The following is a 26,524-nucleotide window of genomic DNA, read 5'->3' as shown; positions in this document are numbered from 1 at the left end:
TGGGCCCGGGAGGGGTCGGGCCCACCCCGGTCGTGGCTAGGCCGGGCACTCCTTCCAGGCCAGTCGGTAGATGGTCTTGATGTCGCCGTCGGTCGAGTCCATGGCGATGAAGCTGTTGGTCTTGGCCGGGTCGGACGTGCCGGCGTTGACCCGCAGTTCCGTGTTGATGTTGAAGTTCCGCTTCACCCCGCAGGGCGCCCAGACGAGCTGCCCCCAGTCGGTCTCGTCGGTGGCCTGCCAGTTGTTGTCGTACGGCCCGCTGTACGGGTGGCTCCGCGACGCGGTGTCGGGCGAGCCCTGGAAGTAGTACGACGCCTTCTGCACGGCGGTGGCGCCCGCCTGGAGGCGGGCGAAGCCGCGGTAGTCGGCGCTGGCGACGGCGTACGTGAAGCCGTGCGGCACGTGCACGATCAGGTTGAGCTGGCAGTTCTTGCGGAAGTCGGTCGGCTTCGCGCCGAGGCCGACCTGCGCGAGGTAGTCGCTGTACGTCACGGTGAAGGCCGTGTTGTCCGGGGAGACGGCGATGGCGGCCGTTCCCTGACGGCAGCCCGATCCGTTGACCGTCGCTATCTCGATGACGATCTTGTCGGGCGGTGCGACGATCCCGTGGTCCGCGGCGGCCGAGGCGGTCTGTGCGGACAGGGTGGAGGCGAGCAGCGCGGCGGCCGCACCGCCGACGAACAACGCTCGTCGTCCTGACGTGTGTCTGGGCATGGTGCTCCGATCGGTCGTCGGGCGAACTTGGGGGGTCCAACCGAAGGAACTGTGGAGTCGTGCGTGTGCTGCGTACTTCGCACGGATGCGCAGGCAGGGCATGGCGTGGCAAGGTCCTCGCTGATGCCATGCGCATGTCAAATATTCAAGCGGTTCCGGCCGGTGGTCGAAGCGCCGGAAGCCCTTCGGACTGTAGGCAGTCGAGCGCGGCCTGGGTAGAGCGGTTATCGGCCGAGCGCGCGGGGCGGCGGAACGTACGCGCGGCGCGCACGGCGCGGGGCCCGGCGACAGTGTCGGCCGGGCCCCGCGCTGCGTACTGGTGGCGTACCGCTACAGCTTCTCGATCACGTAGTCGATGCAGGCCGTCAGGGCCTGGACGTCGGCCGGGTCGATCGCCGGGAACATCGCCACGCGCAGCTGGTTGCGGCCCAGCTTGCGGTACGGCTCCGTGTCGACGATGCCGTTCGCGCGCAGCGCCTTGGCGACCGCCGTGGCGTCGATCTCGTCGGAGAAGTCGATCGTGCCGATGACCTGCGAACGCTTGGCCGGGTCGGTGACGAACGGCGTGGCGTACTTGGACTCGTCGGCCCAGCCGTACAGGTTGGCCGCCGAGGTCGCCGTGCGGCGGACCGACCAGTCGAGACCGCCCTGCGAGTTGATCCACTTCAGCTGGTCGTCCAGCAGGAAGAGGGTGGCGAGCGCGGGGGTGTTGTACGTCTGGTTCTTGAGGGAGTTGTCGATCGCCGTGGGCAGGCTGAAGAACTCCGGGATGTGGCGGCCGGACGCGTGGACGCGCGCGGCGCGCTCCAGGGCGGCGGGCGAGAACGCCGCGATCCACAGGCCGCCGTCGGAGGCGAAGGACTTCTGCGGGGCGAAGTAGTAGACGTCGGTCTCGGCGATGTCGACCGGCAGGCCGCCCGCGCCGGACGTGGCGTCGACCACGACGAGGGAACCGGCGTCGGCGCCGGGCACGCGCTTGATCGGCGCCGCGACACCGGTCGAGGTCTCGTTGTGCGTGAAGGCGTACACGTCGACGCCCGCCTCGGCCTGCGGGTCCGGGTGCGTGCCGGGGTCGGAGGCGATCACGGTCGGCTCGTCCAGCCAGGGCGCCAGCTTGGCGGCCTTCGCGAACTTCGACGAGAACTCGCCGAAGTTCAGGTGCTGCGACTTGCGCTCGATCAGGCCGTGGGTCGCGATGTCCCAGAAGGCGGTGGAACCGCCGTTGCCCAGGATCACCTCGTAACCCTCGGGGAACTGGAAGAGGTCGCGTACGCCATCGCGCACCGAGCCGACCAGGTTCTTGACCGGGGCCTGGCGGTGGGACGTACCGAGGAGGGAGGTGCCGGTGGCGGCCAGGGCGTCCAGCGCCTCCGTACGCACCTTGGAGGGGCCCGCGCCGAAACGGCCGTCGGCGGGCTTCATGTCAGCGGGAATCTGGATCTCAGCCACGAGCCGGAGCGTAGCCGGTCGCGGGCGGTGCCGGAGACGCCCGTCCGGGGCGTGAGACACGCACTCCGGGGCTTGAGACGGGATGCGGAGGGCGGCCGGGTGGGTGGTGAGGGTTCGGAGCCGGGGGTGCGGGGGCATCCTTGGCCCCATGTCTGATCACAGGGACGTGAACAGGGACAGCCCGGCCGGCACGGCGGCGCTCGCGCGGGAGCTGCGCCGGGCCGTGGGCGGCGAGGTCGACTTCGGCGCGGCGGCGCGTGCCCTGGTCACGATGGACGCCTCGAACTACCGGCGCGTACCGCTCGGCGTCGTCGCGCCCCGCGACGCCGCCGACCTGGCCGCCGCGCTCGCGGTCTGCCGGGCGCACGGAGTGCCGGTCGTGCCGCGCGGCGGAGGTACGTCGATCGCCGGGCAGGCGACGGGCACGGGCGTCGTCCTCGACCTCACCCGCCACATGCGTGCCATCACGGACCTGAACCCCGAGGCCCGTACCGCCGTGGTGCAGCCCGGCGTCGTACTCGACGACCTGCGGGCGGCCGCCGGGGCGTTCGGCCTGACCTTCGGCCCCGATCCGTCCACGCACAGCCGCTGCACCCTCGGCGGCATGATCGGGAACAACTCGTGCGGCTCGCACTCGGTGGCCTGGGGAACGACGGCCGACAACATCGGCCGCCTCTCGGTCGTCGGTTACGGCGGTGATGTGCGGCATCTGGGGCGGGGCTGGGAGGGAGCACCCGAAGGACTGAGCGTTCTCGTGAACGACAACTTGACGCTCCTGCGCACCGGCTTCCCGGACCTGCCGCGCCGCATCTCCGGTTACGCACTGGACGCGCTGCTTCCCGAGAACGGCGTGGACCTCGCGCGCGCGTTCTGCGGAAGCGAGGGCACGCTCGGGGTGGTGAGCGAGGCGACCGTACGCCTGGTGGAAGCACCCCGGGCCCGCGTACTGGCCGTTCTCGGGTACGCAGGCGAGAGCGCCGCCGCCGAAGCCGCGCCCGCGCTCCTTCCGTACGGTCCGCTCACCGTGGAAGGCATGGCGGAAGACCTCGTTCCCGAGAACGAGCGCAGGCTGCTCCCGCGCGGCTCCGCGTGGCTGTTCGTGGAGTTGGGGGGAGAGTCGCCCGCCGAAGCGCTCGCAGGCGCCGAGCGGCTGGTGAAGGGCGCCCAGGCGCTCGACGGAACGGTCGTCACGGACACCGCCGCACAGCGCGCCCTGTGGCGCATCCGCGAGGACGCCAGCGGTACGGCGACGCGGATGCCCGACGGCAGCGAGGCATGGCCCGGCTGGGAGGACTGCGCCGTGCCGCCCGCCCGGCTGGGCGCCTACCTGAGGGACTTCCGGTCCCTGCTCGCCGAACACGGGTTGCGCGGCACGCCGTACGGTCACTTCGGTGACGGCTGCATCCACGTCCGCATCGACTTCGACCTGCTCGGCGACGACGGCGTACGGCGCTTCCGCGTCTTCTCCGAGGAACAGGCGCGGCTCGTCGTCGCGCACGGCGGCTCGCTCTCCGGAGAGCACGGCGACGGACAGGCGCGCGCAGAGCTGCTTCCGACGATGTACGGGAACGAACTCGTCGCCCTCTTCGGCCGCTTCAAGGACGTGTGGGACCCGGCCGGCGGAATGAACCCGGGCATGCTCGCCCGCCCCGCCCGGCTGGACGAGAACCTCCGCTTCGCGGTGCTCCCCCGGGAGCGCGTCGACGTCACCTTCGCGTACCCGCACGACAGCGGTGACTTCTCGGCCGCCGTACGCCGCTGCGTGGGCGTCGCGAAGTGCCGTACGGAGTCGGCGGGAGGAGCGGGCGTCATGTGCCCCTCCTTCCGGGTCACCGGAGACGAACAGCACTCCACGCGCGGGCGCGCGCGACTGCTGCACGAAATGCTCGCAGGAGAGGTCGTCACGGACGGCTGGCGTTCGCCGGAGGTACGGGACGCACTGGACCTGTGCCTGTCGTGCAAGGGGTGCAGGAGCGACTGTCCGGTGGGCGTCGACATGGCGACGTACAAGGCGGAGTTCCTGCACCACCACTACGAGGGCCGCGTGCGTCCGGCCGCGCACTACGCGATGGGGTGGCTACCCGTGTGGCTGCGCGCGGCGGCTCCGTTCGCGGGCACGCTCCGGGCCGCTTCCCGGGTGCGCCCGCTGACCGCTCTCGTGAAGCGCCTGGGCGGCATCGCCCCGGAACGCGACCTGCCCGCCCCTGCGGCCCGTACGTTCAGGAGCTGGTGGCGGGCCCGGAACAGGGCGGCAGCCGCCGGGGCAGGGGAACCGGGGGCGCTCACGGTCGTGCTGTGGCCCGACACGTTCACCAATCACCTGTCCCCGGACGTCGGCCGGGCCGCCGTGCGTGTTCTGGAAGCCGCCGGTCTGCGCGTGGTCATGCCCCCGCGTCAGCTGTGCTGCGGCCTGACGTACGTCTCCACCGGGCAGCTCGACCGCGCCCGCGCGGTCATGCGCCGCACCCTGGACGGCATGGAACGGGCCGCGGGGCTGCCGGTGGTGGTCCTGGAACCCAGCTGCGCGGCAGCGCTCAGGACGGACCTCCCGGAGCTCCTGCCGGACGACCGGAGAGCGGCCGCCCTCGCTTCCTCGGTGCGCACCTTCGCGCAGGCGCTGGAGGAGCACGCCCCGCGCTGGCGGCCTCCCCGGATCGACCGCCCGGTGGCCGGCCAGACGCACTGCCACCAGCACGCCGTACTGGGTGACGCGGCGGAGCAGCGGCTGCGCGAGCGGGCGGGGCTCACCGGCGCCCTGAGCGGCGGCTGCTGCGGACTCGCGGGCAACTTCGGCTTCGAGCGCGGCCACTACGACGTGTCGGTCGCCTGTGCCGAGGAACAGCTGCTCCCGTCGGTACGCGAGGCGCCCGAGGGGACGGAACTGCTGGCCGACGGTTTCTCCTGCCGCACGCAGCTGGACCACCTGGCGGGCCGCCGGGCCCGTCACCTGGCCGAGGTACTGGCTGACGGCCTGCCGTAACGGCCCCGTGGCGTACGTGGCGGCGGCGTGGTCCGGCGGACCGTCCGTACGCCGGTGGACAGGGGTGTGGACGGTGGTGTCCGCTTACCGTGGAACGCATGGATCAGCCCACCTCCTCCACTCCCGCCCCCGCCTCCGTTACACCCGACGCAGGTCCCGCCGGGGGCGGCGGCGCACCCGGCGGAGGCCGGTCCGAGGGGCGGCTCGGGGCGCGGCTCGGGCCCGTGGCGATGGTGATGGCCGGCGGCCTGTCGGTGCAGTTCGGATCAGCCCTCGCGGTGACGATCATGCCGAGCACGGGAGCGGCCGGTGTCGTCGCCCTGCGTCTGGCCGCGGCCGCCGTGATCCTGCTCGTCGTGTGCCGCCCCGGGGTGCGCGGATACGCCCGCGCCGACTGGTGGACCGTCGTCGCCTTCGGGCTCGCCCTGGCCGGCATGAACGGCCTGTTCTACCAGTCGCTGGACCGCATCCCGCTGGGCGTCGCAGTGACCCTGGAGGTCCTCGGGCCGCTCGCGCTGTCGGTGTTCGCCTCCCGCCGCGCCATGAGCGTCGTGTGGGCCGCGCTGGCGCTCGGCGGCGTGGTGCTGCTGAGCGGAGGCGGCTTCGACCGGCTGGATCCGGTCGGCGCGGCGTACGCGCTCGGGGCGGGCGGCTGCTGGGCGGCGTACATCCTCTTCAGCGCCCGGACGGGCCGCAGGTTCCCGCAGGCGGACGGGCTGGCGCTCGCGATGGCGGTCGCCGCGGTCCTCAGCCTGCCGTTCGGGGTGGCCGGGGCGGGTGGCGCGCTGCTGGAGCCGCGCACGGTGGCGCTGGGCGCGGCGGTGGCGCTGATGTCGTCCGTGCTGCCGTACACGCTGGAGCTGCTGGCGCTGCGCCGGCTGCCCGCCGCGGCCTTCGCCGTACTGATGAGCCTGGAGCCGGCCATCGCGGCGGTCGCCGGGTTCCTGGTGCTGCACCAGGCGCTGTCGACGACCGACGCGCTGGCGATCGCGCTGGTCATCGGGGCGAGCATGGGGGCGATGCGGAGCCAGGCGCGTCACAAGCGCCGGGATCGTGACGGCTCGGCCGCCTGAAATCCGGCTGCGACAAATAATGCAAGCATGCTTGCTTGTTTCTTGGCCGGCTGCCATGCTCCGGACACACCGCCCTACCCCGAGGGGAGCGCACCGTGTCCGACCCGGCAGCCGTGCTCGACGATCTCCGTGCCGAAGGGGACGCACTCGACCAGTTGGTCGGCGGCCTGAGCGGGAAACAGTGGTCGCTCGCCACGCCCGCACCGCGCTGGACCGTCGCCCACCAGATCGCGCATCTCGCCTGGACGGACACGGCGGCGCTGCTGTCCGTCACCGACCCCGAGGGCTTCGCGGCGGAGGCGCGGGAGGCGATGGCCGCGCCCGACCGGTTCGTCGACGACGGAGCCGACGCCGGGGCCGAACTGCCGGTGGACGAACTGCTGGACTGGTGGCGGGACGGGCGCGAGGAACTCCAGCGCGCGCTGCGGGCGGCCCCCGCCGGGGTGAGGTTTCCCTGGTACGGCCCGCCGATGAGCGCCGCCTCGATGGCGACCGGGCGGTTGATGGAGACCTGGGCCCACGGCCAGGACGTCGCGGACGCGCTGGGCGTACGCCGGGAGCCGACCGCGCGGCTGCGGCACGTGGCCCGGATCGGTGTACGGGCACGCGGGTACGCCTTCGCGGTGCGCGGGCTCACGCCGCCCGCCGAGGAGTTCCGGGTGGAACTGAACGCGCCGGACGGGTCCGAGCTGTGGGCGTACGGACCCGAGGACGCCCGGCAGCGCGTGACCGGTCCGGCGCTCGACTTCTGCCTCCTGGTCACCCAGCGGGCCCACCGCGACGACGTGGCGGTACGGGCGGAGGGCGCCGACGCCGACCGGTGGCTCGACATCGCCCAGGCGTTCGCGGGACCGGCGGGCGCGGGGCGGGAGCCGAAGCACGGCGGGGGAGGGGCGTGAGCGCCGGGAACGAGGGCGGCGCGGACGGCGGCCGCCGTCCGCTGCGGATCGGCAACGCCTCGGGCTTCTACGGCGACCGCTTCGACGCCATGAGGGAGATGCTCACCGGCGGCGAACTCGACGTGCTCACCGGGGACTACCTCGCCGAGCTGACCATGCTCATCCTCGGGCGCGACCGGCTGAAGGACGCCCGCCTCGGGTACGCCAAGACCTTCCTGCGGCAGCTGGAGGAGAACCTGGCCGTCGCCCACGAGCGCGGGGTGCGGATCGTGGCCAACGCGGGCGGGCTGAACCCGGGAGCGCTCGCCGGCGCCGTACGGGAACTCGCCGGGCGGACCGGCGTTCCCGTGCGCGTCGCCCACGTGGAGGGCGACAGCCTGCCGCTGCCCGAAGGGGCGCTTACGGCCAACGCCTACCTGGGCGGCGGGGGGATCACCCAGTGCCTGCGCGCGGGCGCCGACGTGGTGGTGACCGGACGCGTCACGGACGCGGCTCTGGTCACCGGACCGGCCGCCTGGTGGTTCGGGTGGGGCCCCGAGGAGTACGACCGCCTCGCCGGAGCGGTGGTGGCCGGGCATGTGCTGGAGTGCGGGACACAGGCGACGGGCGGCAACTACGCGTTCTTCGGCGGCCTTTCCGGCCGTTCCCGGGAACAGCCGGAAAGGCGCTTCGGCTTCCCGCTCGCGGAGGTCCACGCCGACGGCGGGGCCGTCATAACGAAGCACCCGGGAACGGGCGGCCTCGTGGACACGGGAACGGTCACCGCGCAGCTCCTGTACGAGACGGGCGCCCCCCGGTACGCCGGCCCCGACGTCACGGCGCGACTCGACACCGTACGGCTGACGCGGGAAGGCCCCGACCGGGTCCGGATCTCGGGCGTACGAGGAGAGGCCCCGCCGCCCACCCTCAAGGCCGGGGTGACCCGGATCGGCGGGTGGCGCAACGAGGTCGTGTTCGTCCTGACCGGCCTGGGCGTCGAGGAGAAGGCCGAGCTGGTGCGCGCCCAGGTGGAGGACGCGCTGTCGGCGGCCAAGAGCCGCCCGGCCGAGGTCCGCTGGGAGCTGGTGCGCACCGACCGCCCGGACGCCGACACCCAGGAACGCGCGAGCGCGCTGCTGCGGCTCGCCGTACGGGACCCCGACCCGGCGAACGTCGGCCGTGTGATCAGCGGAGCGGCGATCGAGCTGGCCCTCGGCAGCTGTCCCGGCTTCCACGTGACGGCGCCGCCGGGGAAGGGAGCGCCGTACGGCGTCTTCGAGGCGGCGTACGTGGACGCTTCGGAGGTCGAGCACGTGGCGGTGCTCCCGGACGGCGAGCGGGTACGGGTACCGCCGCCCTCCACCACGCGCGCCCTGGAGCCCGTCGTCGAGCCACCCGTCCTGCCGCCCGTGCCGAACGGCCCGACCCGCAGGGCCCCGCTCGGCGCGGTCGCGGGAGCGCGCAGCGGGGACAAGGGCGGGGACGCGAACGTCGGCGTGTGGGTGCGCACCGAGGAGGCGTGGGGGTGGATGGCGCACGCGCTGACGGTGGAGCGGTTGCGGGAACTGCTGCCAGAGACGGCCGGCCTTCCCGTGACGCGGTACGTCCTGCCGAACCTGCGGGCGGTCAACTTCGTGATCGAGGGGCTTCTCGGCGAGGGCGTCGCCTCCCAGGCCCGCTTCGACCCCCAGGCGAAGGCGCTGGGCGAATGGCTGCGCTCGCGCCACATCGACATACCGGAGGTACTCCTGTGACCCTCGCGGCCCCCCTCACCCCGGCGGTGACTCCGTGACCGTGCTCCCCACGGCCCTCGACCCGCGAAGCCCCGAGTACGCCGCCAACCGCGCGGCCATGCTCGCCAAACTGGCCGAGCTGGACGCGGAGCACGCCAAGGCGCTCGCCGGCGGCGGCGAGAAGTACGTGGCCCGCCACCGTGCGCGCGGGAAGCTGCTCCCCCGTGAGCGCGTGGAGCTGCTGCTCGACGCGGACACCCCGTTCCTCGAACTGTCCCCCCTGGCCGCATGGGGCAGTGACTACGCCGTGGGCGCGTCCATGGTCACCGGCATCGGCGTCGTCGAGGGCGTCGAGTGCCTGATCACCGCGAGCGACCCCACCGTCCGCGGCGGCGCGTCCAACCCGTGGACCCTCAAGAAGGCACTGCGCGCGAACGAGATCGCGTACGCGAACCGCCTCCCGTGCATCAGCCTCGTCGAATCCGGCGGCGCGGACCTCCCGTCCCAGAAGGAGATCTTCATCCCGGGCGGCGCTCTCTTCCGCGACATCACCCGCCTCTCCGCCGCCGGCATCCCGACCGTCGCGGTCGTCTTCGGCAACTCCACGGCAGGCGGGGCCTACATCCCGGGGATGTCCGACCACACCGTCATGATCAAGGAGCGCTCGAAGGTCTTCCTCGGCGGCCCGCCCCTGGTCAAGATGGCCACCGGTGAGGAATCGGACGACGAGTCGCTCGGCGGGGCCGACATGCACGCCCGCACCTCCGGCCTCGCCGACCACTTCGCCGTCGACGAGTACGACGCCCTGCGCCAGGCCCGCCGCATCGTCGCCCGCCTCAACTGGCGCAAGGCGCAAGCCGACCCGCCCCCTGCCGAGCCTCCGAAGTACGACGAGGAGGAACTCGCCGGCATCGTCCCCGGCGACCTCAAGGTGCCCTTCGACCCTCGCGAGGTCATCGCCCGCATCGTCGACGCCTCCGACTTCGACGAGTTCAAGCCGCTCTACGGAGCCAGCCTGGTCACCGGATGGGCCCGCCTCCACGGCCACCCTGTGGGCATCCTCGCGAACGCGCAGGGCGTGCTGTTCAGCGCGGAGTCGCAGAAGGCCGCCCAGTTCATCCAGCTTGCGAACCAGCGCGACACGCCCCTGCTGTTCCTCCACAACACCACCGGCTACATGGTCGGCAAGGAGTACGAACAGGGCGGCATCATCAAGCACGGCGCGATGATGATCAACGCGGTGTCCAACTCCAGGGTCCCGCACCTGTCCGTCCTCATGGGCGCGTCGTACGGAGCCGGTCACTACGGCATGTGCGGGCGCGCCTACGACCCGCGCTTCCTGTTCGCCTGGCCGAGCTCCAAGTCCGCCGTCATGGGCCCCCAGCAGCTCGCCGGCGTCCTGTCGATCGTCGCTCGGGCGTCGGCCGTGGCGAAGGGCCAGCCGTACGACGACGAGGCCGACGCGGGGCTGCGCGCCATGGTCGAGCAGCAGATCGAGTCGGAGTCCCTGCCGATGTTCCTGTCGGGGCGGCTGTACGACGACGGGGTCATCGACCCGCGCGACACCAGGACCGTGCTGGGGCTCTGCCTGTCCGCGATCCACACGGCACCGGTCGAGGGCGCGCGCGGCGGCTTCGGCGTCTTCCGGATGTGAGGGGCCTTCCCATGAGTTCGACGATTTCCTCGGTCCTCGTGGCGAACCGCGGCGAGATCGCCTGCCGGATCTTCCGCACGTGCGCACACCTCGGCATCACCACGGTCGCCGTGTACTCCGACGCGGACACCGGAGCGCTCCACGTCCGTTCCGCGGACGCGGCCGTACGCCTCCCGGGAACGGCTCCCGCCGACACGTACCTGCGCGGCGATCTCGTCGTGAAGGCCGCCCTGGCGGCCGGAGCGGACGCCGTGCATCCCGGGTACGGGTTCCTGTCCGAGAACGCGGAGTTCGCCCGCGCCGTCCTGGACGCCGGTCTGGTGTGGATCGGGCCGCCGCCGGGCGCCATCGACGCCATGGCCTCCAAGACGCGCGCCAAGGAGCTCATGGCGGCCTCCGGAGTGCCCCTGCTGGCCCCCGTGGCGCCCGACCGGGCCACCGACGAGGACCTGCCGCTCCTCCTCAAGGCCGCGGCCGGCGGCGGCGGCAGGGGCATGCGCGTCGTACGCGACCTGGCGGCCCTCCCGGGAGAGCTGACGGCGGCCACCGCGGAAGCGCGCGCGGCGTTCGGGGACGGCGAGGTGTTCGCCGAGCCGTACGTCGAACAGGGCCGTCACGTCGAGGTCCAGGTGATGGCCGACGCGCACGGCACGGTGTGGGCGCTCGGCACCCGTGACTGCTCGCTCCAGCGCCGGCACCAGAAGGTCGTCGAGGAGGCCCCTGCGCCCGGCCTGGACGACACCCTGCGCACCACGCTGCACGACGCCGCCGTGGCGGCGGCGAGGGCGGTGGACTACCGGGGCGCGGGGACGGTCGAGTTCCTCGTCTCGGCCGAGGGCCGCCCGTACTTCCTGGAGATGAACACGCGCCTCCAGGTCGAGCACCCCGTGACGGAGGCGGTGTTCGGCATCGACCTCGTGGCCCTCCAAGTGCGCGTCGCGGAAGGAGAGGCCCTTCCCGCCGAACCGCCCGCGCCGTCGGGCCACGCGGTGGAGGCGCGCCTGTACGCGGAGGACCCCGCCCGCGACTGGCAGCCCCAGACGGGCCCCCTGCACGCCCTGGGCGTCCCGGAGGGACCCGGCCTGCGGCTCGACACCGGGTACGAGGGCGGGGACGCCGTGGGGGTGCACTACGACCCGATGCTGGCCAAGGTGATCGCCCACGCCCCCACCCGCGCCGAAGCCGTACGCAGGCTCGCCCATGCCCTGGAGCGGTCCCGCGTCCACGGCCCGGTGACCAACCGGGAGCTGCTCGTGCGCTCCCTGAGGCACCCCGATTTCACCGCCGGGCGGCTCGACACCGGGTTCTACGACCGGAACCTCGGCGCCCTCACGGAGCCGTCCGGGGACGCGCCGGACACCGCGCTCGCCGCGCTCGCCGCGGCCCTGGCCGACGCCGCCGCCCGGCGGGCGGCGGGGACCGCGGGAGCCCGGCTGGGCGGCTGGCGGAACGTGCCGTCCCAGGCACAGCTGAAGAGCTACCGGGCGGAGCCCGCCGGAACCGAGTACGAGGTCCGCTACCGGTACACCCGCGGCGGCTACACCGCGGAAGGCTTCGAGGGCGTGCACGTGCACGCCGTACGGAGCGAGGACGTGATGCTCGAAACGAACGGCGTGCTCCAGCACTTCGGCGTACGGGCGTACCCCGGAGGACGCGTGTACGTCGACGCCTCCACCGGCGGTTCGCACACCTTCACCGCCCTGCCCCGCTTCCCCGACCCGACCGTTCGCGCCGAACCCGGGTCCCTGCTCGCGCCCATGCCCGGGACCGTCGTCCGCGTCGCCGAAGGGCTCACGGAGGGCACGCACGTCACGGCCGGCCAGCCCCTGCTCTGGCTGGAGGCCATGAAGATGGAGCACCGCGTCTGTGCCCCGGCCTCCGGCATGCTCACCGCGCTCCACGCCGCCCCCGGCCGCCAGGTCGAGGTCGGCGCCCTGCTCGCCGTCGTACAGGCCGAAGAGCCTGGCGAAGAGTCCCAGGAGGAACAGCAGCCATGAGCACCGCCGTCGCAGAGACCGAAGAACAGGCAGCACTCCGCTCGGCCGTCGCCGCTCTCGGGAAGCGCTACGGACGCGACTACATGACCGCCGTCGTCCGTGAGGGACGGCACCCCGACACGCTCTGGGCCGAGGCCGCCAAGCTCGGGTACCTCGGGGTGAACCTGCCCGAGGAGTACGGCGGAGGGGGCGGCGGGATCGCGGAACTGTCCATCGTCCTCGAGGAGCTGGGGGCGGCCGGCTGCCCGCTCCTCATGATGGTCGTCTCGCCCGCCATCTGCGGCACCGTCATCGCCCGCTTCGGCACGGACCGGCAGAAGGCCGCCTGGCTGCCCGGCCTCGCCGGCGGAAGCCTCACCATGGCCTTCGGCATCACCGAGCCCGACGCCGGGTCGAACTCCCACCGGATCACCACCACGGCCCGCCGCGACGGCGGGGACTGGCTCCTCACCGGCCGCAAGGTCTTCATCTCGGGCGTCGACATCGCGGACGCCACCCTCGTCGTCGGCCGCACCGAGGACGCGCGGACGGGCCGTCTCAAGCCGTGCCTGTTCATCGTCCCCCGCGACACCCCGGGATTCCGGCGCTCGCAGATCGACATGGAACTGCAGGCGCCGGAGAAGCAGTTCGAGCTGGTCCTCGACGACGTGCGGCTGCCCGCCGAGGCGCTGGTCGGAGACGAGGACGCGGGCCTCCTGCAGCTCTTCGCCGGACTCAACCCCGAGCGCGTCATGACCGCCGCCTTCGCCGTCGGCATGGGCCGCTACGCCGTGAGCAGGGCCGTCGAGTACGCCCGGGAACGCACCGTCTGGAAGGACCCCGTCGGCGCCCACCAGGCCATCGCCCACCCGCTCGCGCAGGCCCACATCGAACTCGAACTGGCCCGCTTGATGATGCAGAAGGCGGCCCGCCTCTACGACGACGGCGACGACCTCGCCGCGGGCGAGGCGGCCAACATGGCGAAGTACGCCGCCGCCGAGGCGTGCGTGAAGGCCGTCGACCAGGCCGTCCACACCCTGGGCGGCAACGGCCTCACCCGCGAGTACGGCCTCGCCTCGCTCATCACCGCCGCACGGGTGGCCCGTATCGCGCCCGTGAGCAGGGAAATGATCCTGAACTTCGTCTCCCATCAGTCCCTGGGTCTCCCCAAGTCGTACTAGCACGCGCGATTCTGGCCACCACCCATACCGCGGAGGGGACCGTCATGGCGTTCCAGAGCGAGTACGCATCCGTAGAGCCCGTCGAGCTGCCCATCCACGAGGCGGTGCTGGGGAGGGCCGCCGAGTACGGCGAAACGCCCGCCCTGATCGACGGGACGAACGGTGACACGATCACGTACGGCCAGCTGGACGCCTTCCACCGGCGGATCGCCGCCGCACTGGCGGAGGCGGGGGTGCGGCAGGGGGACGTACTGGCCCTGCACAGCCCCAACACCATCGCGTACCCCGTGGTCTTCTACGCCGCCACGCGCGCCGGTGCCTCCGTCACTACCATCCACCCGCTGGCCACGGCGGAGGAGCTCGCCAAGCAGCTCGCCGACTCCTCCGCCCGCTGGATCGTCACCGTCTCACCGCTCCTCGGCGTCGCACGGAGGGCCGCCGAACTCGTCGGCGGAATCGAGGAGATCTTCGTCTGCGACAGCGCGGAGGGGCACCGGTCCGTCCTCGACATGCTCGCCTCGACCGCGCCCGAGCCGCGGATCACCGTCGACCCGGCCGAGGACGTCGCGGCGCTCCCGTACTCGTCGGGGACCACGGGCGTCCCCAAGGGGGTGATGCTGACGCACCGCAGCATCGCCACCAACCTGGCGCAACTCGACCCGTTCATCCCCATGGGCCCCGGCGACCGCATCCTCGCCGTGCTGCCCTTTTTTCACATCTACGGGCTCACCGCTCTCATGAACGCCCCGCTGCGCAATGGTGCGACGGTCGTCGTACTTCCGCGCTTCGAACTCGACCAGTTCCTCGGCGCGGTCGAGAAGCACCGCATCAACGGCCTGTACGTCGCTCCACCGATCGTCCTGGCCCTCGCCAAGCACCCCGCCGTGGCGAAGTACGACCTGTCCTGCCTGGAGTACATCGTCAGCGCCGCCGCCCCACTCGATGCCGCTCTCGCGCAGGCGTGCTCCAGCCGTCTGGGGCTGCCGCCCGTCCTCCAGGCGTACGGCATGACGGAACTGTCGCCGGGCACACACGTCGTTCCCCGGAACGCCCCCAACCCGCCCCCGGGAACGGTCGGAAAGCTGCTCCCGGGAACGGAGATGCGCATCCTGTCCCTCGACGACCCCGGCACGGACGTGGCCGTCGGCGAGGAGGGCGAGATCGCGATCCGGGGCCCCCAGGTGATGAAGGGCTACCTCGGCCGCCCGGACGCCACCGCCGCGATGATCGACGCCGACGGGTGGCTGCACACCGGCGACGTCGGAAGGATCGACGCGGACGGATGGCTGTTCGTCGTCGACCGCGTCAAGGAACTCATCAAGTACAAGGGCTTCCAGGTCGCCCCGGCCGAACTGGAAGCGCTCCTGCTCACCCACGAGGCGATCGCGGACGCGGCCGTCATCGGCGTCCTCGACGCGGACGGCAACGAGGTGCCCATGGCGTACGTCGTCCCGCAGCCGTCCGCCGGCCTCACCGAGGAGGACGTGACGGCGTACGTCGCCGAGCGCGTCGCACCGTACAAGAAGATCCGCCGCGTGGCGTTCGTCGGAAGCGTCCCCAGGGCGGCCTCCGGAAAGATCCTCAGGCGCGAACTGCGGGACCGGCACCCCGGGCGCGAGCCCCGCGAAAGGGAGGGCGCATGACCCTGGTACCGGCCTCGCACGAACGCGGGATCACGACTCTTACCCTCGACTCGCCGGCGAACCGCAACGCGCTGTCCGCGCGGCTCGTCGGCGAGCTGGGCGACGCCCTGTCGGCGTGCGCGAAGGACCCCGCCGTACGGGCCGTACAGCTGAGCCACACAGGGAACACGTTCTGCGCGGGCGCCGACCTGAAGTCGCCGCCCGACCCGGCCGCCTTCGTCGCCCTTCTGCGGAGCATCGTCGCGCTGCCCAAGCCGGTCGTGGCGCGGGTGGAGGGACACGTGCGGGCCGGCGGCCTCGGACTGCTCGGCGCGTGCGACATCTCCGCCGCGGGGCCGGGAGCGAGCTTCGCGTTCACCGAGTCCCGGCTGGGGCTCGCGCCCGCCGTGGTCTCGATGCCGCTGCTGCCCCGCCTGGACCCGCGCGCCGCCGCCCGCTACTACCTGACCGGGGAGCGGTTCCACGCGGCCGAGGCGGCCCGTACGGGACTGATCACCGTCGCCTCCGAGGACGACGTGGACGAGGCTCTCGCGCCCGTGCTCGAAGGGCTGCGCAGGGCCTCCCCGCAGGGGCTGGCCGAGTCCAAGCGCCTGGTCACGGCTACAGTGCTGGCAGCCTTCGACCGGGACGCGGACATGCTCGTCGAGCGGTCCGCGCGCCTGTTCGCCTCACGGGAGGCGGCCGAGGGCGTGACGGCATTCCTCGAACGACGGGACCCCGCATGGGCGCTGTGACCCCGACACCGAGCCCGACCCCGGCGCCGAGCGCTGCCCGGACGCCGCGCACGTCCCCGGCCACGGGCCACACGCAGGGCCCCACGCCGGCCACCACGCCGGCCACCGGAAAGGCACCCAAGCAGGACCGCTCCAGGGCGACCAGGCAGCGCCTGCTCGAAGCCGCCGTGTCCTGCCTGGCCGAGCGCGGCTGGGCGGGCTCCACGGTGTCCGTCGTGGCGGAACGGGCAGGCGTCTCGCGGGGCGCGGCCCAGCACCACTTCCCGACACGGGAGGACCTCTTCACGGCGGCCGTCGAGTACGTCGCCGAGGAACGTTCCACGGCGCTGCGCGCGCTGTTCCCGGACGGCGCCACCGACCGCGCCGCGGTCGTCGGCGCGCTCGTCGACCTCTACACGGGACCGCTCTTCCGGGCCGCCCTGCACCTGTGGGTCGCCGCTTCCAACGAGGACCAGCTGGGCGCCCGGGTCACCGAGCTGGAGGCGCGCGTCGGCCGCGAGACCCACCGCATCGCCGTCGACCTCCTGCACGCCGACGAATCGGTGCCCGGCGTGCGCGAGACCGTCCAGGGGCTGCTCGACATGGCGCGCGGTCTGGGCCTGGCCAATCTCCTCACCGACGACGCGGCGCGGCGCGAACGCGTGGTGATGCAGTGGGCGGCGCTGCTCGACGGCGCGCTCGGCTGAAAGCACGCCGGACCGGGATCGGGTGAGGCGCCGGAAGCCCGGCCCCTCACCCGATCCCATGTCCGGGACGCCGACGCGCCCGCGGTGTCAGCGCGCGATGTCGTCGAAGCCCGTGACCTCGTGCGGGTTGCGCGAGGGAGGACCGACGTACCGCGCGGAAGGACGCACCAGGCGTCCCGTGCGCTTCTGCTCCAGGATGTGCGCCGACCACCCGGCCGTACGCGCACACGTGAACATCGACGTGAACATGTGCGCCGGGACCTCCGCGAAGTCCAGCACGATCGCCGCCCAGAACTCGACGTTCGTCGCGAGCACCCGGTCGGGGCGCCGCGCGTGCAGCTCCTCCAGAGCGGCCTTCTCCAGCGCCTCGGCGACCTCGAAGCGCGGCGCGGCGAGCTCCTTGGCCGTACGCCGCAGAACGCGCGCACGCGGGTCCTCGGCGCGGTACACCCGGTGCCCGAAGCCCATGAGGCGCTCGCCCTTGTCGAGGGCCTGCTTCACGTACGCGGTCGCGTCACCGGTGCGCTCGATCTCCTCGATCATGCCGAGGACACGCGAGGGCGCGCCGCCGTGGAGCGGTCCGGACATGGCGCCGACCGCGCCCGAGAGGGCGGCGGCCACGTCGGCGCCGGTCGAGGCGATCACGCGGGCCGTGAACGTGGAGGCGTTCATGCCGTGCTCGGCGGCCGACGTCCAGTAGGCGTCGACCGCCTTGACGTGCTTGGGGTCGGGCTCGCCGCGCCAGCGCTTCATGAAGCGCTCCACGACGGTCTCCGCCTTGTCGATCTCCCTCTGCGGGACCATCGGCAGGCCCTGCCCGCGCGCCGACTGGGCGACGTACGACAGTGCCATCACGGCGGCCCGCGCGAGGTCGTCGCGCGCGGTCTGCTCGTCGATGTCGAGCAGCGGTTTCAGGCCCCACACGGGCGCGAGCATCGCGAGCGCGGACTGCACGTCCACCCGGATGTCGCCGGAGTGGACGGGGATCGGAAACGGTTCGGCGGCCGGAAGACCGGGGTTGAACGCGCCGTCGACCAGCAGACCCCAGACGTTCCCGAAGGACACGTGCCCGACGAGGTCTTCGATGTCGACCCCCCGGTAACGGAGCGCACCGCCCTCCTTGTCCGGTTCTGCGATCTCCGTTTCGAACGCGACGACTCCTTCGAGTCCGGGTACGAAGTCGGACATCAGGCGGCTCCTCATGATGTGTTCGAAACAAGCAGCGACAAGCGACAGGCGGCTCATGACCAGGGGTCATATCCGCTCAGTTCCGGTCAGGTTCCGGGTGCCATTGGTCACCCCGGTGATTCCCCGCGCGGCTGGTGGTCACCCAACCGCTTCGGAAGCAGGCACGATATCCCCTGCTGTATGGAGGTCACAGTGCCCGGCGCCCACATTTTGGCGGGTTCCGCCGATGCGGGGAAGCGTGATTACCGGCACACTGCCCCATTTTCCGGCGGAGGATTGATGGCACCGGGTGCCGGGCACACTGCACCCCTGCGGCAGGATGGCACCGTGCCGAACCGAGATTTCGATCCCGCCGCCATGCGCGAGCACTACCGCAGCGAAGCCTTCACGGAGGCGGAACTCGCAGCCGAGCCCATGGGCCAGTTCGACCACTGGTTCCGCGAGGTGGCCACCGGCGGCCTCCACGAGCCGAACGCCATGATCCTCTCCACGGCCACCGCGGACGGCCGCCCCTCCTCCCGCACGGTTCTGCTCAAGAAGTTCGACTCCCAGGGCTTCGTGTTCTTCACGAACTACGCCTCCCGCAAGGCGGCGGAGATCGAGAGCAACCCGTACGTCTCGCTGCTCTTCCCGTGGCACCAGGGCGCGCGTCAGGTCATAGTCACCGGCACGGCCGTGCGGATCGGGCGCGACGAGACGGCGGCGTACTTCAGGACGCGCCCGCACGGTTCGCAGCTCGGGGCCTGGGCGAGCGCCCAGTCGTCCGTGATCGCCTCCCGCGAGGAGCTGCTCGCGCGCTACGACGAACTGGCGACGCGCTACCCGCCGACCGAACGCGTACCGGTGCCGCCGGACTGGGGCGGCTACCGGGTCGTTCCCGAGGCGGTCGAGTTCTGGCAGGGCCACGCGAACCGGCTGCACGACCGCCTGCGGTACGTCGCCGAGGGCGGCGGTGCGTGGCGCGTGGAGCGCCTCTGCCCGTGAGTCCGCGGGGGCGCGGGTGGGCCGGAGGAGCCCGCTGCGCCCGCCGGGACGCGGAGCGCAGAAACCCGCGGGCTCTGGTTCCTCCGAGGAGGAGCCGGCCGGACTTACCGGCGAGCCCGCGGGTCGGTGACTGCTGGGATTTCGGCCGGCGACCTGCCGGCCCGCACTGGGTGCGACGACGGGCCGTCAGCCCGCAGTCACCTCACGAGTCCGAAATGACATCACTTCCGAACCACCTCCCTTCACGTGTACTGCAAGCCTAGGAACCCGTCCCGCGCACCACAACCGAATTAAGGGGGCCGTTTTTTATCCGAACCAGGTGTGTGCTGCGTCACGTTCCAGTTGAATGATCCCGGGTTCAGCAGTACAGCAAAGGCGAACACCTGCAGGGGGTGCCAGGTGAGTGCTTCCCGGATGGGCGAGACCACCGACGCGTTCGGTCCCGACGAGCCGGGACCCGGGTCCGACGATCTTCTCGCCGCGCTTCTCGACGGCATGGACGCGGCGCTCTGCGCCTTCGACGCGGACGGGGTGATCACCCACTGGAACCGCGAGGCCGAGCGGATCCTGGGGTGGACCGCCGACGAGGCGGTCGGGCGGCCCGGTCTCGCGGGATGGGCGGCGAGACCGGAGGACGCGGACGACGTACAGGGCCGGCTGATGTCGGCGATGCACGCGCCGGGCCGGCAGGTGCACGAGTTCGCCCTGCTCCGGAAGGACGGCGGACGCGTACTCGTACGGACGCAGTCGGCGGGCGTTCCCGGCGCGGAGGGCAAGCCCGCCGGGGTGTACTGCGCGTTCAGCGAGGTGCACGCCCAGATCGACCTGGAGCGGGCGATCGCGCTGAGCGAGGCCCTCTTCGACGACGCCTCCTGGGGTGTCGTCCTGGTCGACGTCGACCTGCGGCCGACCGTGGTCAACACGCACGCGGCCCGCGCGCTCGGCGTGGGGCGCACGACGCTTCTGGGCCGCCCCCTGGGGGAGCTCATCGTCCAGGGCGTGGAGGAACTGGAGGGCGCCCTCCAGCACGTACTGGCGGAAGGGGCGCCCCCGGCCCCCGCCGAGCTGTGGGTGACACTGCGCAAGGCGGAGCCGGGTGGGAGGGGCGAACGCCGGCGGTGCTGGCGCAGCGGCTTCCTGCGCCTCGCCTCGCCGCTCGCCGAAGAGCCGGTGCCGCTGGGGGTGGCCTGGCTGTTCCAGGACATCACCGAGGCGAAGACCGCGGAGCAGGAAGCGGCCCAGCTGCGCTTCCGCGGCAACCAGCTGCACCGTGCCGGGCGCGCGGCCGCCGAGTGCGAGGACCCGATGGAGGCCGCGTTGTCGTACCTCGACTTCGCCCTCGCGGGGTTCGCCGACCACGCGCTGGTCGACCTGGTCCGGGGGGACCATCCCGCGCGTCTGGTGCGGGCGGCGGCCACGCCGTCGGGCGGCCCCGGGCCGTGCCTTCCGGTGACCGGCGGGGCCGGCATCCCGGTCCCGTACCCGTCCGGCCACCCCGCGTTCCAGTGCATGGACCGCCTCGGCTCGGTACGGGCGAGCGGCGGCCCGCAGGACTGGGCGGCGCGGCGCCAGTGGCCGCAGGACACCGTGCACGCCCTGTGCACGGTGCTGCGCAGCCGGGGCAGGACGCTCGGCGTGGCCACCTTCCTGCGCGGCCCGAGCCGCACCGCCTTCGAGCGCCCGGACGCGACGTACGCGGAGAACATCGCCGTGCGGGTGGCGGCGGCCATCGACTTGGCGCAGACCCTGAAGCCGTAACGGGAAACGCGCCGCCGGGGAACGCTTTCCGCCCGTTCCGGGGACGGCAGGAAGCGTTCTCGGGAACGGCTGGGACGCGTCCCGGGGAACGGCCGTGCATGCGCTCCGGGGAACGGCAGGCACTGTCCCGGAATCGGCAGAGACGCCTTCTCGGGAACGGCAGAGACGTGTTCCCGGGAACGGCCCCCCGCGTGGTCAGTACCGGTAGAAGATGCGGTCGCGGTACTCCGTCATCACCCGGCCGTTCCACTCGTGGCCGCCGTCGACGTTGCCCGAGCGCAGCAGCGGCGGCTCGATGCCGCGCTCCGCCAGCTCGCCCGCCGCGCTCGCCATGACGGCCTGCATCAGCGCGCTCGTGACCACCGTCGAGGCGGGCGCGAAGGGGGCCTCGATGCCCTCTGCCGTGAGCTCCGCGTCCCCCACCGCGATCTTGCTGTCGAGGACGATGTCGCAGTGGTCCCTGAGGTACGTACCCGAGGCGTGCCGCGATCTCGTCTCACGCGTGTACGCCACCGACGTCACGCCGATGACCTTCAGGCCGAGCGCCCGCGCGTTCATCGCCATCTCCACCGGCAGCGCGTTGCGCCCCGACAGCGAGATGATCACCAGTACGTCGCCGGGCTTGGCGGGACTGCTGTCGAGTACGGCCGCCGCCAGCCCGTCGACGCGCTCCAGGGCGGAGCCCAGGGGAGCAGGCACGACGTCCACGCCGACGGTCCCGGGAACGGCGAGCAGGTTCATCAGGGCGAGCCCGCCGGCCCGGTAGACGACGTCCTGGGCGGCGAGTGAGGAGTGGCCCGCGCCGAAGGCGAACAGCCGTCCGCCCGATGCCACCGCGTCGGCGACGGCCGCACCGGCGGCCGCCACGTTCCCCGCCTCCTCGTCGCGGACACGGTGCAGCAAGCCGATCGCGGCGTCGAAGAACTGACCGGCCAGTTTGTTCTCGCTCATGGCGCACAGCCCCTTCAAGCGGTCGTCGTGCGAACGTCGTGCGACGGTGGCGCGGATCACGTTGCGGTCTGGACCAGTGCCCTGTCAATACGGCTTCCCGTCGCCACGGCACGGTTGTCGGCGCTATGCGTCAGAATTGGGGCAGGGCCAGCGCACGAGTAATCGAGGGGCACGTATGTCCGGACTGATCGACACCACGGAGATGTATCTCCGCACCATCCTCGAGCTCGAGGAAGAAGGCGTGGTCCCCATGCGCGCCCGTATCGCCGAGCGGCTCGACCAGAGCGGACCGACGGTGAGCCAGACCGTCGCCCGCATGGAGCGGGACGGTCTGGTGACCGTGGCGGGCGACCGCCACCTGGAGCTGACCGACGAGGGCCGCAAGCTGGCCACCCGCGTGATGCGCAAGCACCGGCTCGCCGAGTGTCTGCTCGTCGACGTGATCGGCCTGGAGTGGGAGCAGGTCCACGCGGAGGCGTGCCGCTGGGAGCACGTGATGAGCGAGGCGGTGGAGAGGCGCGTCCTCGAACTGCTGCGCCACCCGACGGAGTCTCCGTACGGGAACCCGATCCCCGGCCTGGAGGAACTGGGCGAGAAGGCCGAGGCGGACCCCTTCCTCGACGACAACATGGTCAGCCTGAACGACCTGGCGCCCGGCCCGGACGGCAAGACCGTCGTCGTACGCCGGATCGGGGAGCCCATCCAGACGGACGCCCAGCTGATGTACACGCTGCGGCGCGCGGGCGTGCAGCCCGGATCGGTCGTGAGCGTGACGGAGTCGCCCGGCGGGGTACTTGTCGGCAGCAGTGGCGAGGCCGCGGAGCTCGGAGCCGAGGTGGCCTCGCACGTTTTCGTCGCCAAGCGCTGACAGCGGCGTCCTGGCGGCACGGTCGACCGGTCCCGCGGTGGTGGGGCCGGTCCGGCGATCCTCCGGAATCCCAGCGACCGGGCGGATCGCGTGCCAGTCTGTGACCGAGGCACATGACGTGAGGATCGCCGACCGGTCCGACGACCGTCGGGGAGGGGGCAGGGGATGCGCCCGTCGCACGGGTATCGCCCGGAGATTCGTCCTGCTCGTGGTGAAGGGGGTGGCTCCGGCGCCCTGAGGCGCCGGAGCCCGTCCTCCCCTGCGCTGACCCGGAGCCCCGAGCTCCCAGGGTCAGCCCCCGCGGACCGTTTTCCCCGAGCGGTCCGCCTCCCGCTGAAGATCTCCCCTCGGCGGCGCGAGTCAACCCTTGAGCGTGGTCACTCGAACGAGGGGTGTTGCGCGCGGAACCCGCATTTTCGAATACGGGTTCGATAGTCTGGCCGGACTCGACCACTCACTCATTGGACGGACCACCCGGGGGACGAAGGGGGTGCCAGGACACATGGTGCGGCGCATCGACGTGACCGGAGCCGACGGCGTACGCCTGGCGGCCTGGGAGTTCGCCGATCCTCCCAAGGGCAGCGGGGAAACCGACCGCGCGCCCGGGGTCTTATTGCTCCACGGCCTGATGGGGCGCGCCTCGCACTGGGCGAGCACCGCGCGCTGGCTGTCGGAGCGGTACCGCGCGGTCGCCCTCGACCAGCGCGGACACGGCCGCAGCGACAAGCCGGCCGACGGCCCGTACACCCGCGAGGCGTACGTCGCCGACGCCGAGGCGGCGGTCGAGCAACTGGGCCTCGCGCCCGTCACGCTCATCGGCCACTCCATGGGCGCCCTGACGGCCTGGCAGCTCGCCGCGAAGCGCCCCGATCTCGTCCGGGCCGTCGTCATCTGCGACATGCGGGCGGGCGCGCTCGGCGCGGCCTCGCAGCGCGAGTGGGAGGACTGGTTCAAGACGTGGCCGGTCCCGTTCGCCACGCTCGCCGACGTGCGCAAGTGGTTCGGCGAGGACGACCCCTGGGTGGAACGGCCGAGTCCGGCCCGTGGCGAGTTCTTCGCCGAGGTCATGACCGAACGGGCCGACGGCTGGGGGCCGCTCTTCTCCCGCCCGCAGATGCTCGCGTCCCGCGCGACCTGGGTGTACGAGGCCCACTGGGAGGAGCTGGCACTGGTCCGGTGCCCGACCCTGGTGGTCCGCGGCCTCGACGGCGAACTGGGCCGGGCGGAGGCCCAGGAGATGGTGCGGGTGCTGCCGCGCGGTCAGTACGCCGAGGTGGTCGACGCCGGCCACCTCGTCCACTACGACCAACCGGACGGCTGGCGCAGCGCGATCGAACCGTTCCTGGAGGAGACCGCCGAGGAACAGGTCGCCCCGCCTCTGAGCCGCCCTTGAGCGTCTCCCCGCCGGTCACTTCCCGCCCGGGCGGCAGCCGCACGAACGACGGCCGCACGAACGGCAGCCGCCCGGGCGGCCGTCGGGCGCGGACTCAGCCCTTGCTCACCGCCGTGAGGATCTCCGGAAGCCGCGCCGCCGCCTGCGGCGCCGACCAGCGCACGCCCGCCCAGGAGATCAGCGCGCCGTACGCCGTGCCCAGCGGTAGCAGCAGCCACAGCCGGCCTTCCGCGTCCGCCGCGTGGAGCCAGATCGTCAGAGTGATCAGCGGAGCGCACAGCAGCGCCGCCGCGATCATGCCGCCGAGGATCGAGATCCAGGCGAGACCCGCCTGCCCCGGCGCCACGTTCTTGTGCGTACTGCCCTGCGGGATCGAGTACGGGAAGCGCACGGACGCCACGGCCCCCGTCGCCAGCATCGCGCCGAGCAGCGCGAAGGACAGCCCGAGCGCCTCGGGAAGGGACCGCCAGTCACCCACCAGCGCCGCCGTGACCACGGTGACCAGCGCCGAGTACGGCAGGGTGATCACCAGCAGCGCCAGCGCGCGCGCCCGCAGTTCCTCGTACGCGTCGCGCGGCGTGGAGATCGTCATGGCCACCGTCCAGAAGGCGGAGGTGTCCTGGCCGAACTGGTTGTACATCTGGATGCCGAGCATGCCGGCCGCGAAGCACGCGAAGTAGATGCTGCCCGTCCCCTGGAGGGCGTTGAACACCGGCACGATGAGGCCGATCACCAGCGAAGTCACCCAGGCGGCCTTGGTCTTGGGGTCACGCCACACGTACCGCAGGCTGCGCTCGATCACCGTGCCCGTACGTCCGCCGGGCAGGAACCGTCCGCCGAACCCGCGTGGTGACTCCTTGCCGGCCGGCTCGGCGGCCTGGAGCGTCGAACCGTCCGGGGAGGTCATCAGCTTCACCAGGCTGCGCTCCCAGGACCACAGCAGCGCGGCCAGCGCCACTGCGGCCAGCAGCAGTTGGGCGGCACCCCGGACGTACGCGCCTTCGCTCACCGCGGCCACCGCGCCGACGGCCGACGCCGGCGGCACCCAGCTCAGTACGTCCGCGACCGGGTCGAGCCTGGCGAGGCCGCCCGCGTTGCTGAGCCGCTGGGCGCCGAAGTTGACCACCTGGATGCCGACGGCGATCACCAGACCGCTGAGCACGGCCAGATCGCGCCCCTTGCGGCTGCTCAGCAGGCGGATGTTCGCCGCGGCCACGGCCCGTGCGAGCGCGACGCACAGCAACAGGGTCAGCGTCACGGCGAGGACCCCGACGGCTGCCGCCGCCACGCCGTGCGCCACGGAGATCACGGAGCCCAGCGCCAGGCAGAACGTGAACAGCGGCCCGATACCGACCAGGGACGCCGTCAGGAGCGCGCGCACCAGCGGGCGTGGCCGCAGCGGCAGCATGACCAGACGGGTCGGGTCGAGCGTCTCGTCGCCGCTGGGGAAGAACAGCGGCATCACCGCCCAGCCGATCCCGAGAAGGGCCGCCAGCAGCACCACGACCGTCGGGGCGTGCTCGTTCCCGCGCAGCGCGATCAGGCCGATCAGCTGAAGCGCCGCGAAGAGCAGCGCGAGCACACCGGAGAGGATGTACGCGGTCCTGCGGCCGGACGACTGCCGCAGCCCGTTGCGCAGCAGCGACAGCTTGAGCCGTATGAAGACGGACGTGATCCCGGGAACGTCCGGAGTGCCGTTCCCCGGAACAGCCGGTCCACTGTTCCCGGGAACAGCCGGTCCGCCGCCGTTCCCCGGAACAGCCGGTGTGCCGTTCCCGGGAACAGCCGGTCCATCGCCGTTCCCCGGAACAGCCGTTTCGCCCGCGCTCATCGGGCACCGCCGCCCAGCCAGTCCAGGCTCTCCCCGGTGTCCCGGTCGTTCGCGCCGACCAGCTCGAGGAAGGCGCTTTGCAGGGAGGGCGCTTCGCCGCGTACCTCCGCGAGTGTTCCCTGCGCCCGGATGCGCCCCCCGGCCATCACCGCGACCCAGTCGCACAGCGACTCCACGAGTTCCATCACGTGGCTGGAGAAGACGACGGTCGCGCCCGACAGTGTGTACCGCTCCAGCACGCCGCGGATCGTCTGCGCCGAAACGGGATCGACACCCTCGAAGGGCTCGTCCAGGAACAGCACTTGGGGGTTGTGCAGCAGAGCGGCCGCGAGACCGATCTTCTTGCGCATGCCGGTCGAGTAGTCGACGACCAGTTTGTGCTGCGCGCCCGCCAGGTCCAGTACGTCGAGAAGCTGCGTCGCCCGCTTGTCGACCTCGTCGCCGGGCAGCCCCCGCAGCCGGCCGGAGTAGGCGAGGAGCTCGCGCCCCGAAAGCCGTTCGAAGAGCCGCAGCCCCTCCGGCAGCACGCCGATCCTGGCCTTGACCGCCACCGGGTCCCGCCACACGTCGTGCCCGCCGATCAGGACCGTTCCCGCGTCGGGGCGCAGCAGACCGGTGACCATCGACAGGGTGGTGGTCTTGCCCGCGCCGTTCGGCCCGACGAGGCCGACGAACTTGCCCGAGGGCAGCTCCAGGTCGATGCCCGCGACCGCGATCTGGTCGCCGAAGCGCTTCCACAGGCCCTCTACACGCACGGCGGCGGGCGGCGCGTTCCGCGCTCCGCCCGCCTCGTCCGGTCCCGCTGTGTGCTCGGGCATGTCGCACAACCTCCCCGTGGTCCCCGTGCCGC

General features: G+C 72.4%; 20 protein-coding genes. 14 read left to right on the top strand and 6 right to left on the bottom strand.

What is annotated here, in order from left to right; translation table 11 throughout:
* Positions 1-36: 36 nt before the first annotated feature.
* Both AC07FK_RS17130 and serC read right to left on the bottom strand, forming a co-directional pair.
* Positions 37-714: a DUF4360 domain-containing protein gene (locus AC07FK_RS17130; RefSeq protein ID WP_479105685.1), complete on the bottom strand. Its 678-nt coding sequence runs from the start codon at positions 712-714 to the stop codon at positions 37-39.
* A 330-nt stretch (positions 715-1,044) separates the two neighbouring features.
* Positions 1,045-2,163: a phosphoserine transaminase gene (gene serC / locus AC07FK_RS17125; protein WP_479105684.1), complete on the bottom strand. Its 1,119-nt coding sequence runs from the start codon at positions 2,161-2,163 to the stop codon at positions 1,045-1,047.
* A gap of 148 nt (positions 2,164-2,311) precedes the next feature.
* Here serC and AC07FK_RS17120 point away from each other — a divergent pair, with 148 nt between their 5' ends.
* From AC07FK_RS17120 to AC07FK_RS17075, 10 genes are all read left to right on the top strand, one after another.
* The gene (locus AC07FK_RS17120; protein ID WP_479105683.1) at positions 2,312-5,143 is read left to right on the top strand and encodes an FAD-binding and (Fe-S)-binding domain-containing protein; all 2,832 of its coding nucleotides are present in this window, start codon (positions 2,312-2,314) and stop codon (positions 5,141-5,143) included.
* Positions 5,144-5,241: 98 nt separating this feature from the next.
* Complete coding sequence (locus AC07FK_RS17115) at positions 5,242-6,216, top strand: EamA family transporter (RefSeq protein WP_479105682.1); 975 nt, start codon at positions 5,242-5,244, stop codon at positions 6,214-6,216.
* Between the two features lie 95 nt (positions 6,217-6,311).
* Positions 6,312-7,115 carry a TIGR03084 family metal-binding protein gene (locus AC07FK_RS17110; RefSeq protein ID WP_479105681.1) on the top strand — a complete coding sequence of 268 codons (804 nt, stop codon included), beginning with the start codon at positions 6,312-6,314 and terminating at the stop codon, positions 7,113-7,115.
* Positions 7,116-7,204: 89 nt separating this feature from the next.
* A complete protein-coding gene (locus tag AC07FK_RS17105) occupies positions 7,205-8,848 on the top strand; it encodes an acyclic terpene utilization AtuA family protein (protein ID WP_479105864.1) in 1,644 nt (547 codons plus the stop codon).
* 34 nt (positions 8,849-8,882) lie between these two features.
* Entirely contained in the window at positions 8,883-10,481 is a 1,599-nt protein-coding gene (locus tag AC07FK_RS17100) for an acyl-CoA carboxylase subunit beta (protein WP_479105680.1), read from the top strand.
* A gap of 11 nt (positions 10,482-10,492) precedes the next feature.
* A complete protein-coding gene (locus AC07FK_RS17095; RefSeq protein ID WP_479105679.1) occupies positions 10,493-12,478 on the top strand; it encodes an ATP-binding protein in 1,986 nt (661 codons plus the stop codon).
* Positions 12,475-13,638: an acyl-CoA dehydrogenase family protein gene (locus AC07FK_RS17090; RefSeq protein WP_479105678.1), complete on the top strand. Its 1,164-nt coding sequence runs from the start codon at positions 12,475-12,477 to the stop codon at positions 13,636-13,638. The genes AC07FK_RS17095 and AC07FK_RS17090 overlap by 4 nt, the downstream gene beginning before the upstream one ends.
* Positions 13,639-13,682: 44 nt before the next feature.
* Positions 13,683-15,281: a 4-coumarate--CoA ligase family protein gene (locus AC07FK_RS17085; RefSeq protein ID WP_479105677.1), complete on the top strand. Its 1,599-nt coding sequence runs from the start codon at positions 13,683-13,685 to the stop codon at positions 15,279-15,281.
* The gene (locus AC07FK_RS17080; protein ID WP_479105676.1) at positions 15,278-16,015 is read left to right on the top strand and encodes an enoyl-CoA hydratase family protein; all 738 of its coding nucleotides are present in this window, start codon (positions 15,278-15,280) and stop codon (positions 16,013-16,015) included. Before AC07FK_RS17085 ends, AC07FK_RS17080 begins: the two co-directional genes overlap by 4 nt.
* Entirely contained in the window at positions 16,003-16,701 is a 699-nt protein-coding gene (locus AC07FK_RS17075; RefSeq protein ID WP_479105675.1) for a TetR/AcrR family transcriptional regulator, read from the top strand. The genes AC07FK_RS17080 and AC07FK_RS17075 overlap by 13 nt, the downstream gene beginning before the upstream one ends.
* 87 nt (positions 16,702-16,788) lie before the next feature.
* On the opposite strand, the gene AC07FK_RS17070 is transcribed toward AC07FK_RS17075, so the two are convergent.
* Positions 16,789-17,889 carry a citrate synthase 2 gene (locus tag AC07FK_RS17070; protein ID WP_479105674.1) on the bottom strand — a complete coding sequence of 367 codons (1,101 nt, stop codon included), beginning with the start codon at positions 17,887-17,889 and terminating at the stop codon, positions 16,789-16,791.
* Positions 17,890-18,246: 357 nt separating this feature from the next.
* On the opposite strand from AC07FK_RS17070, the gene pdxH reads away from it, so the two are divergent.
* The gene (pdxH, locus tag AC07FK_RS17065) at positions 18,247-18,873 is read left to right on the top strand and encodes a pyridoxamine 5'-phosphate oxidase (protein WP_479105863.1); all 627 of its coding nucleotides are present in this window, start codon (positions 18,247-18,249) and stop codon (positions 18,871-18,873) included.
* 399 nt (positions 18,874-19,272) lie between these two features.
* Positions 19,273-20,631 carry a PAS domain-containing protein gene (locus tag AC07FK_RS17060; protein ID WP_479105673.1) on the top strand — a complete coding sequence of 453 codons (1,359 nt, stop codon included), beginning with the start codon at positions 19,273-19,275 and terminating at the stop codon, positions 20,629-20,631.
* Between the two features lie 195 nt (positions 20,632-20,826).
* On the opposite strand, the gene AC07FK_RS17055 is transcribed toward AC07FK_RS17060, so the two are convergent.
* A complete protein-coding gene (locus tag AC07FK_RS17055; RefSeq protein WP_479105672.1) occupies positions 20,827-21,582 on the bottom strand; it encodes an SIS domain-containing protein in 756 nt (251 codons plus the stop codon).
* A 175-nt stretch (positions 21,583-21,757) separates the two neighbouring features.
* Here AC07FK_RS17055 and AC07FK_RS17050 point away from each other — a divergent pair, with 175 nt between their 5' ends.
* Complete coding sequence (locus AC07FK_RS17050) at positions 21,758-22,450, top strand: iron-dependent transcriptional repressor DtxR (protein ID WP_479105671.1); 693 nt, start codon at positions 21,758-21,760, stop codon at positions 22,448-22,450.
* A 502-nt stretch (positions 22,451-22,952) separates the two neighbouring features.
* Positions 22,953-23,843: an alpha/beta fold hydrolase gene (locus AC07FK_RS17045; protein ID WP_479105862.1), complete on the top strand. Its 891-nt coding sequence runs from the start codon at positions 22,953-22,955 to the stop codon at positions 23,841-23,843.
* Positions 23,844-23,937: 94 nt separating this feature from the next.
* Here AC07FK_RS17045 and AC07FK_RS17040 read toward each other — a convergent pair whose 3' ends face one another.
* Entirely contained in the window at positions 23,938-25,674 is a 1,737-nt protein-coding gene (locus AC07FK_RS17040; RefSeq protein ID WP_479105670.1) for a transporter, read from the bottom strand.
* Positions 25,671-26,492, bottom strand: coding sequence for an ABC transporter ATP-binding protein (locus AC07FK_RS17035; protein WP_479105669.1), 822 nt, complete (start codon positions 26,490-26,492; stop codon positions 25,671-25,673). The genes AC07FK_RS17040 and AC07FK_RS17035 overlap by 4 nt, the downstream gene beginning before the upstream one ends.
* Positions 26,493-26,524: the final 32 nt, after the last annotated feature.

It is taken from the genome of Streptomyces sp. NPDC046122, from assembly GCF_056429965.1.
This window is presented reverse-complemented; position numbering and strand designations above follow the sequence as displayed.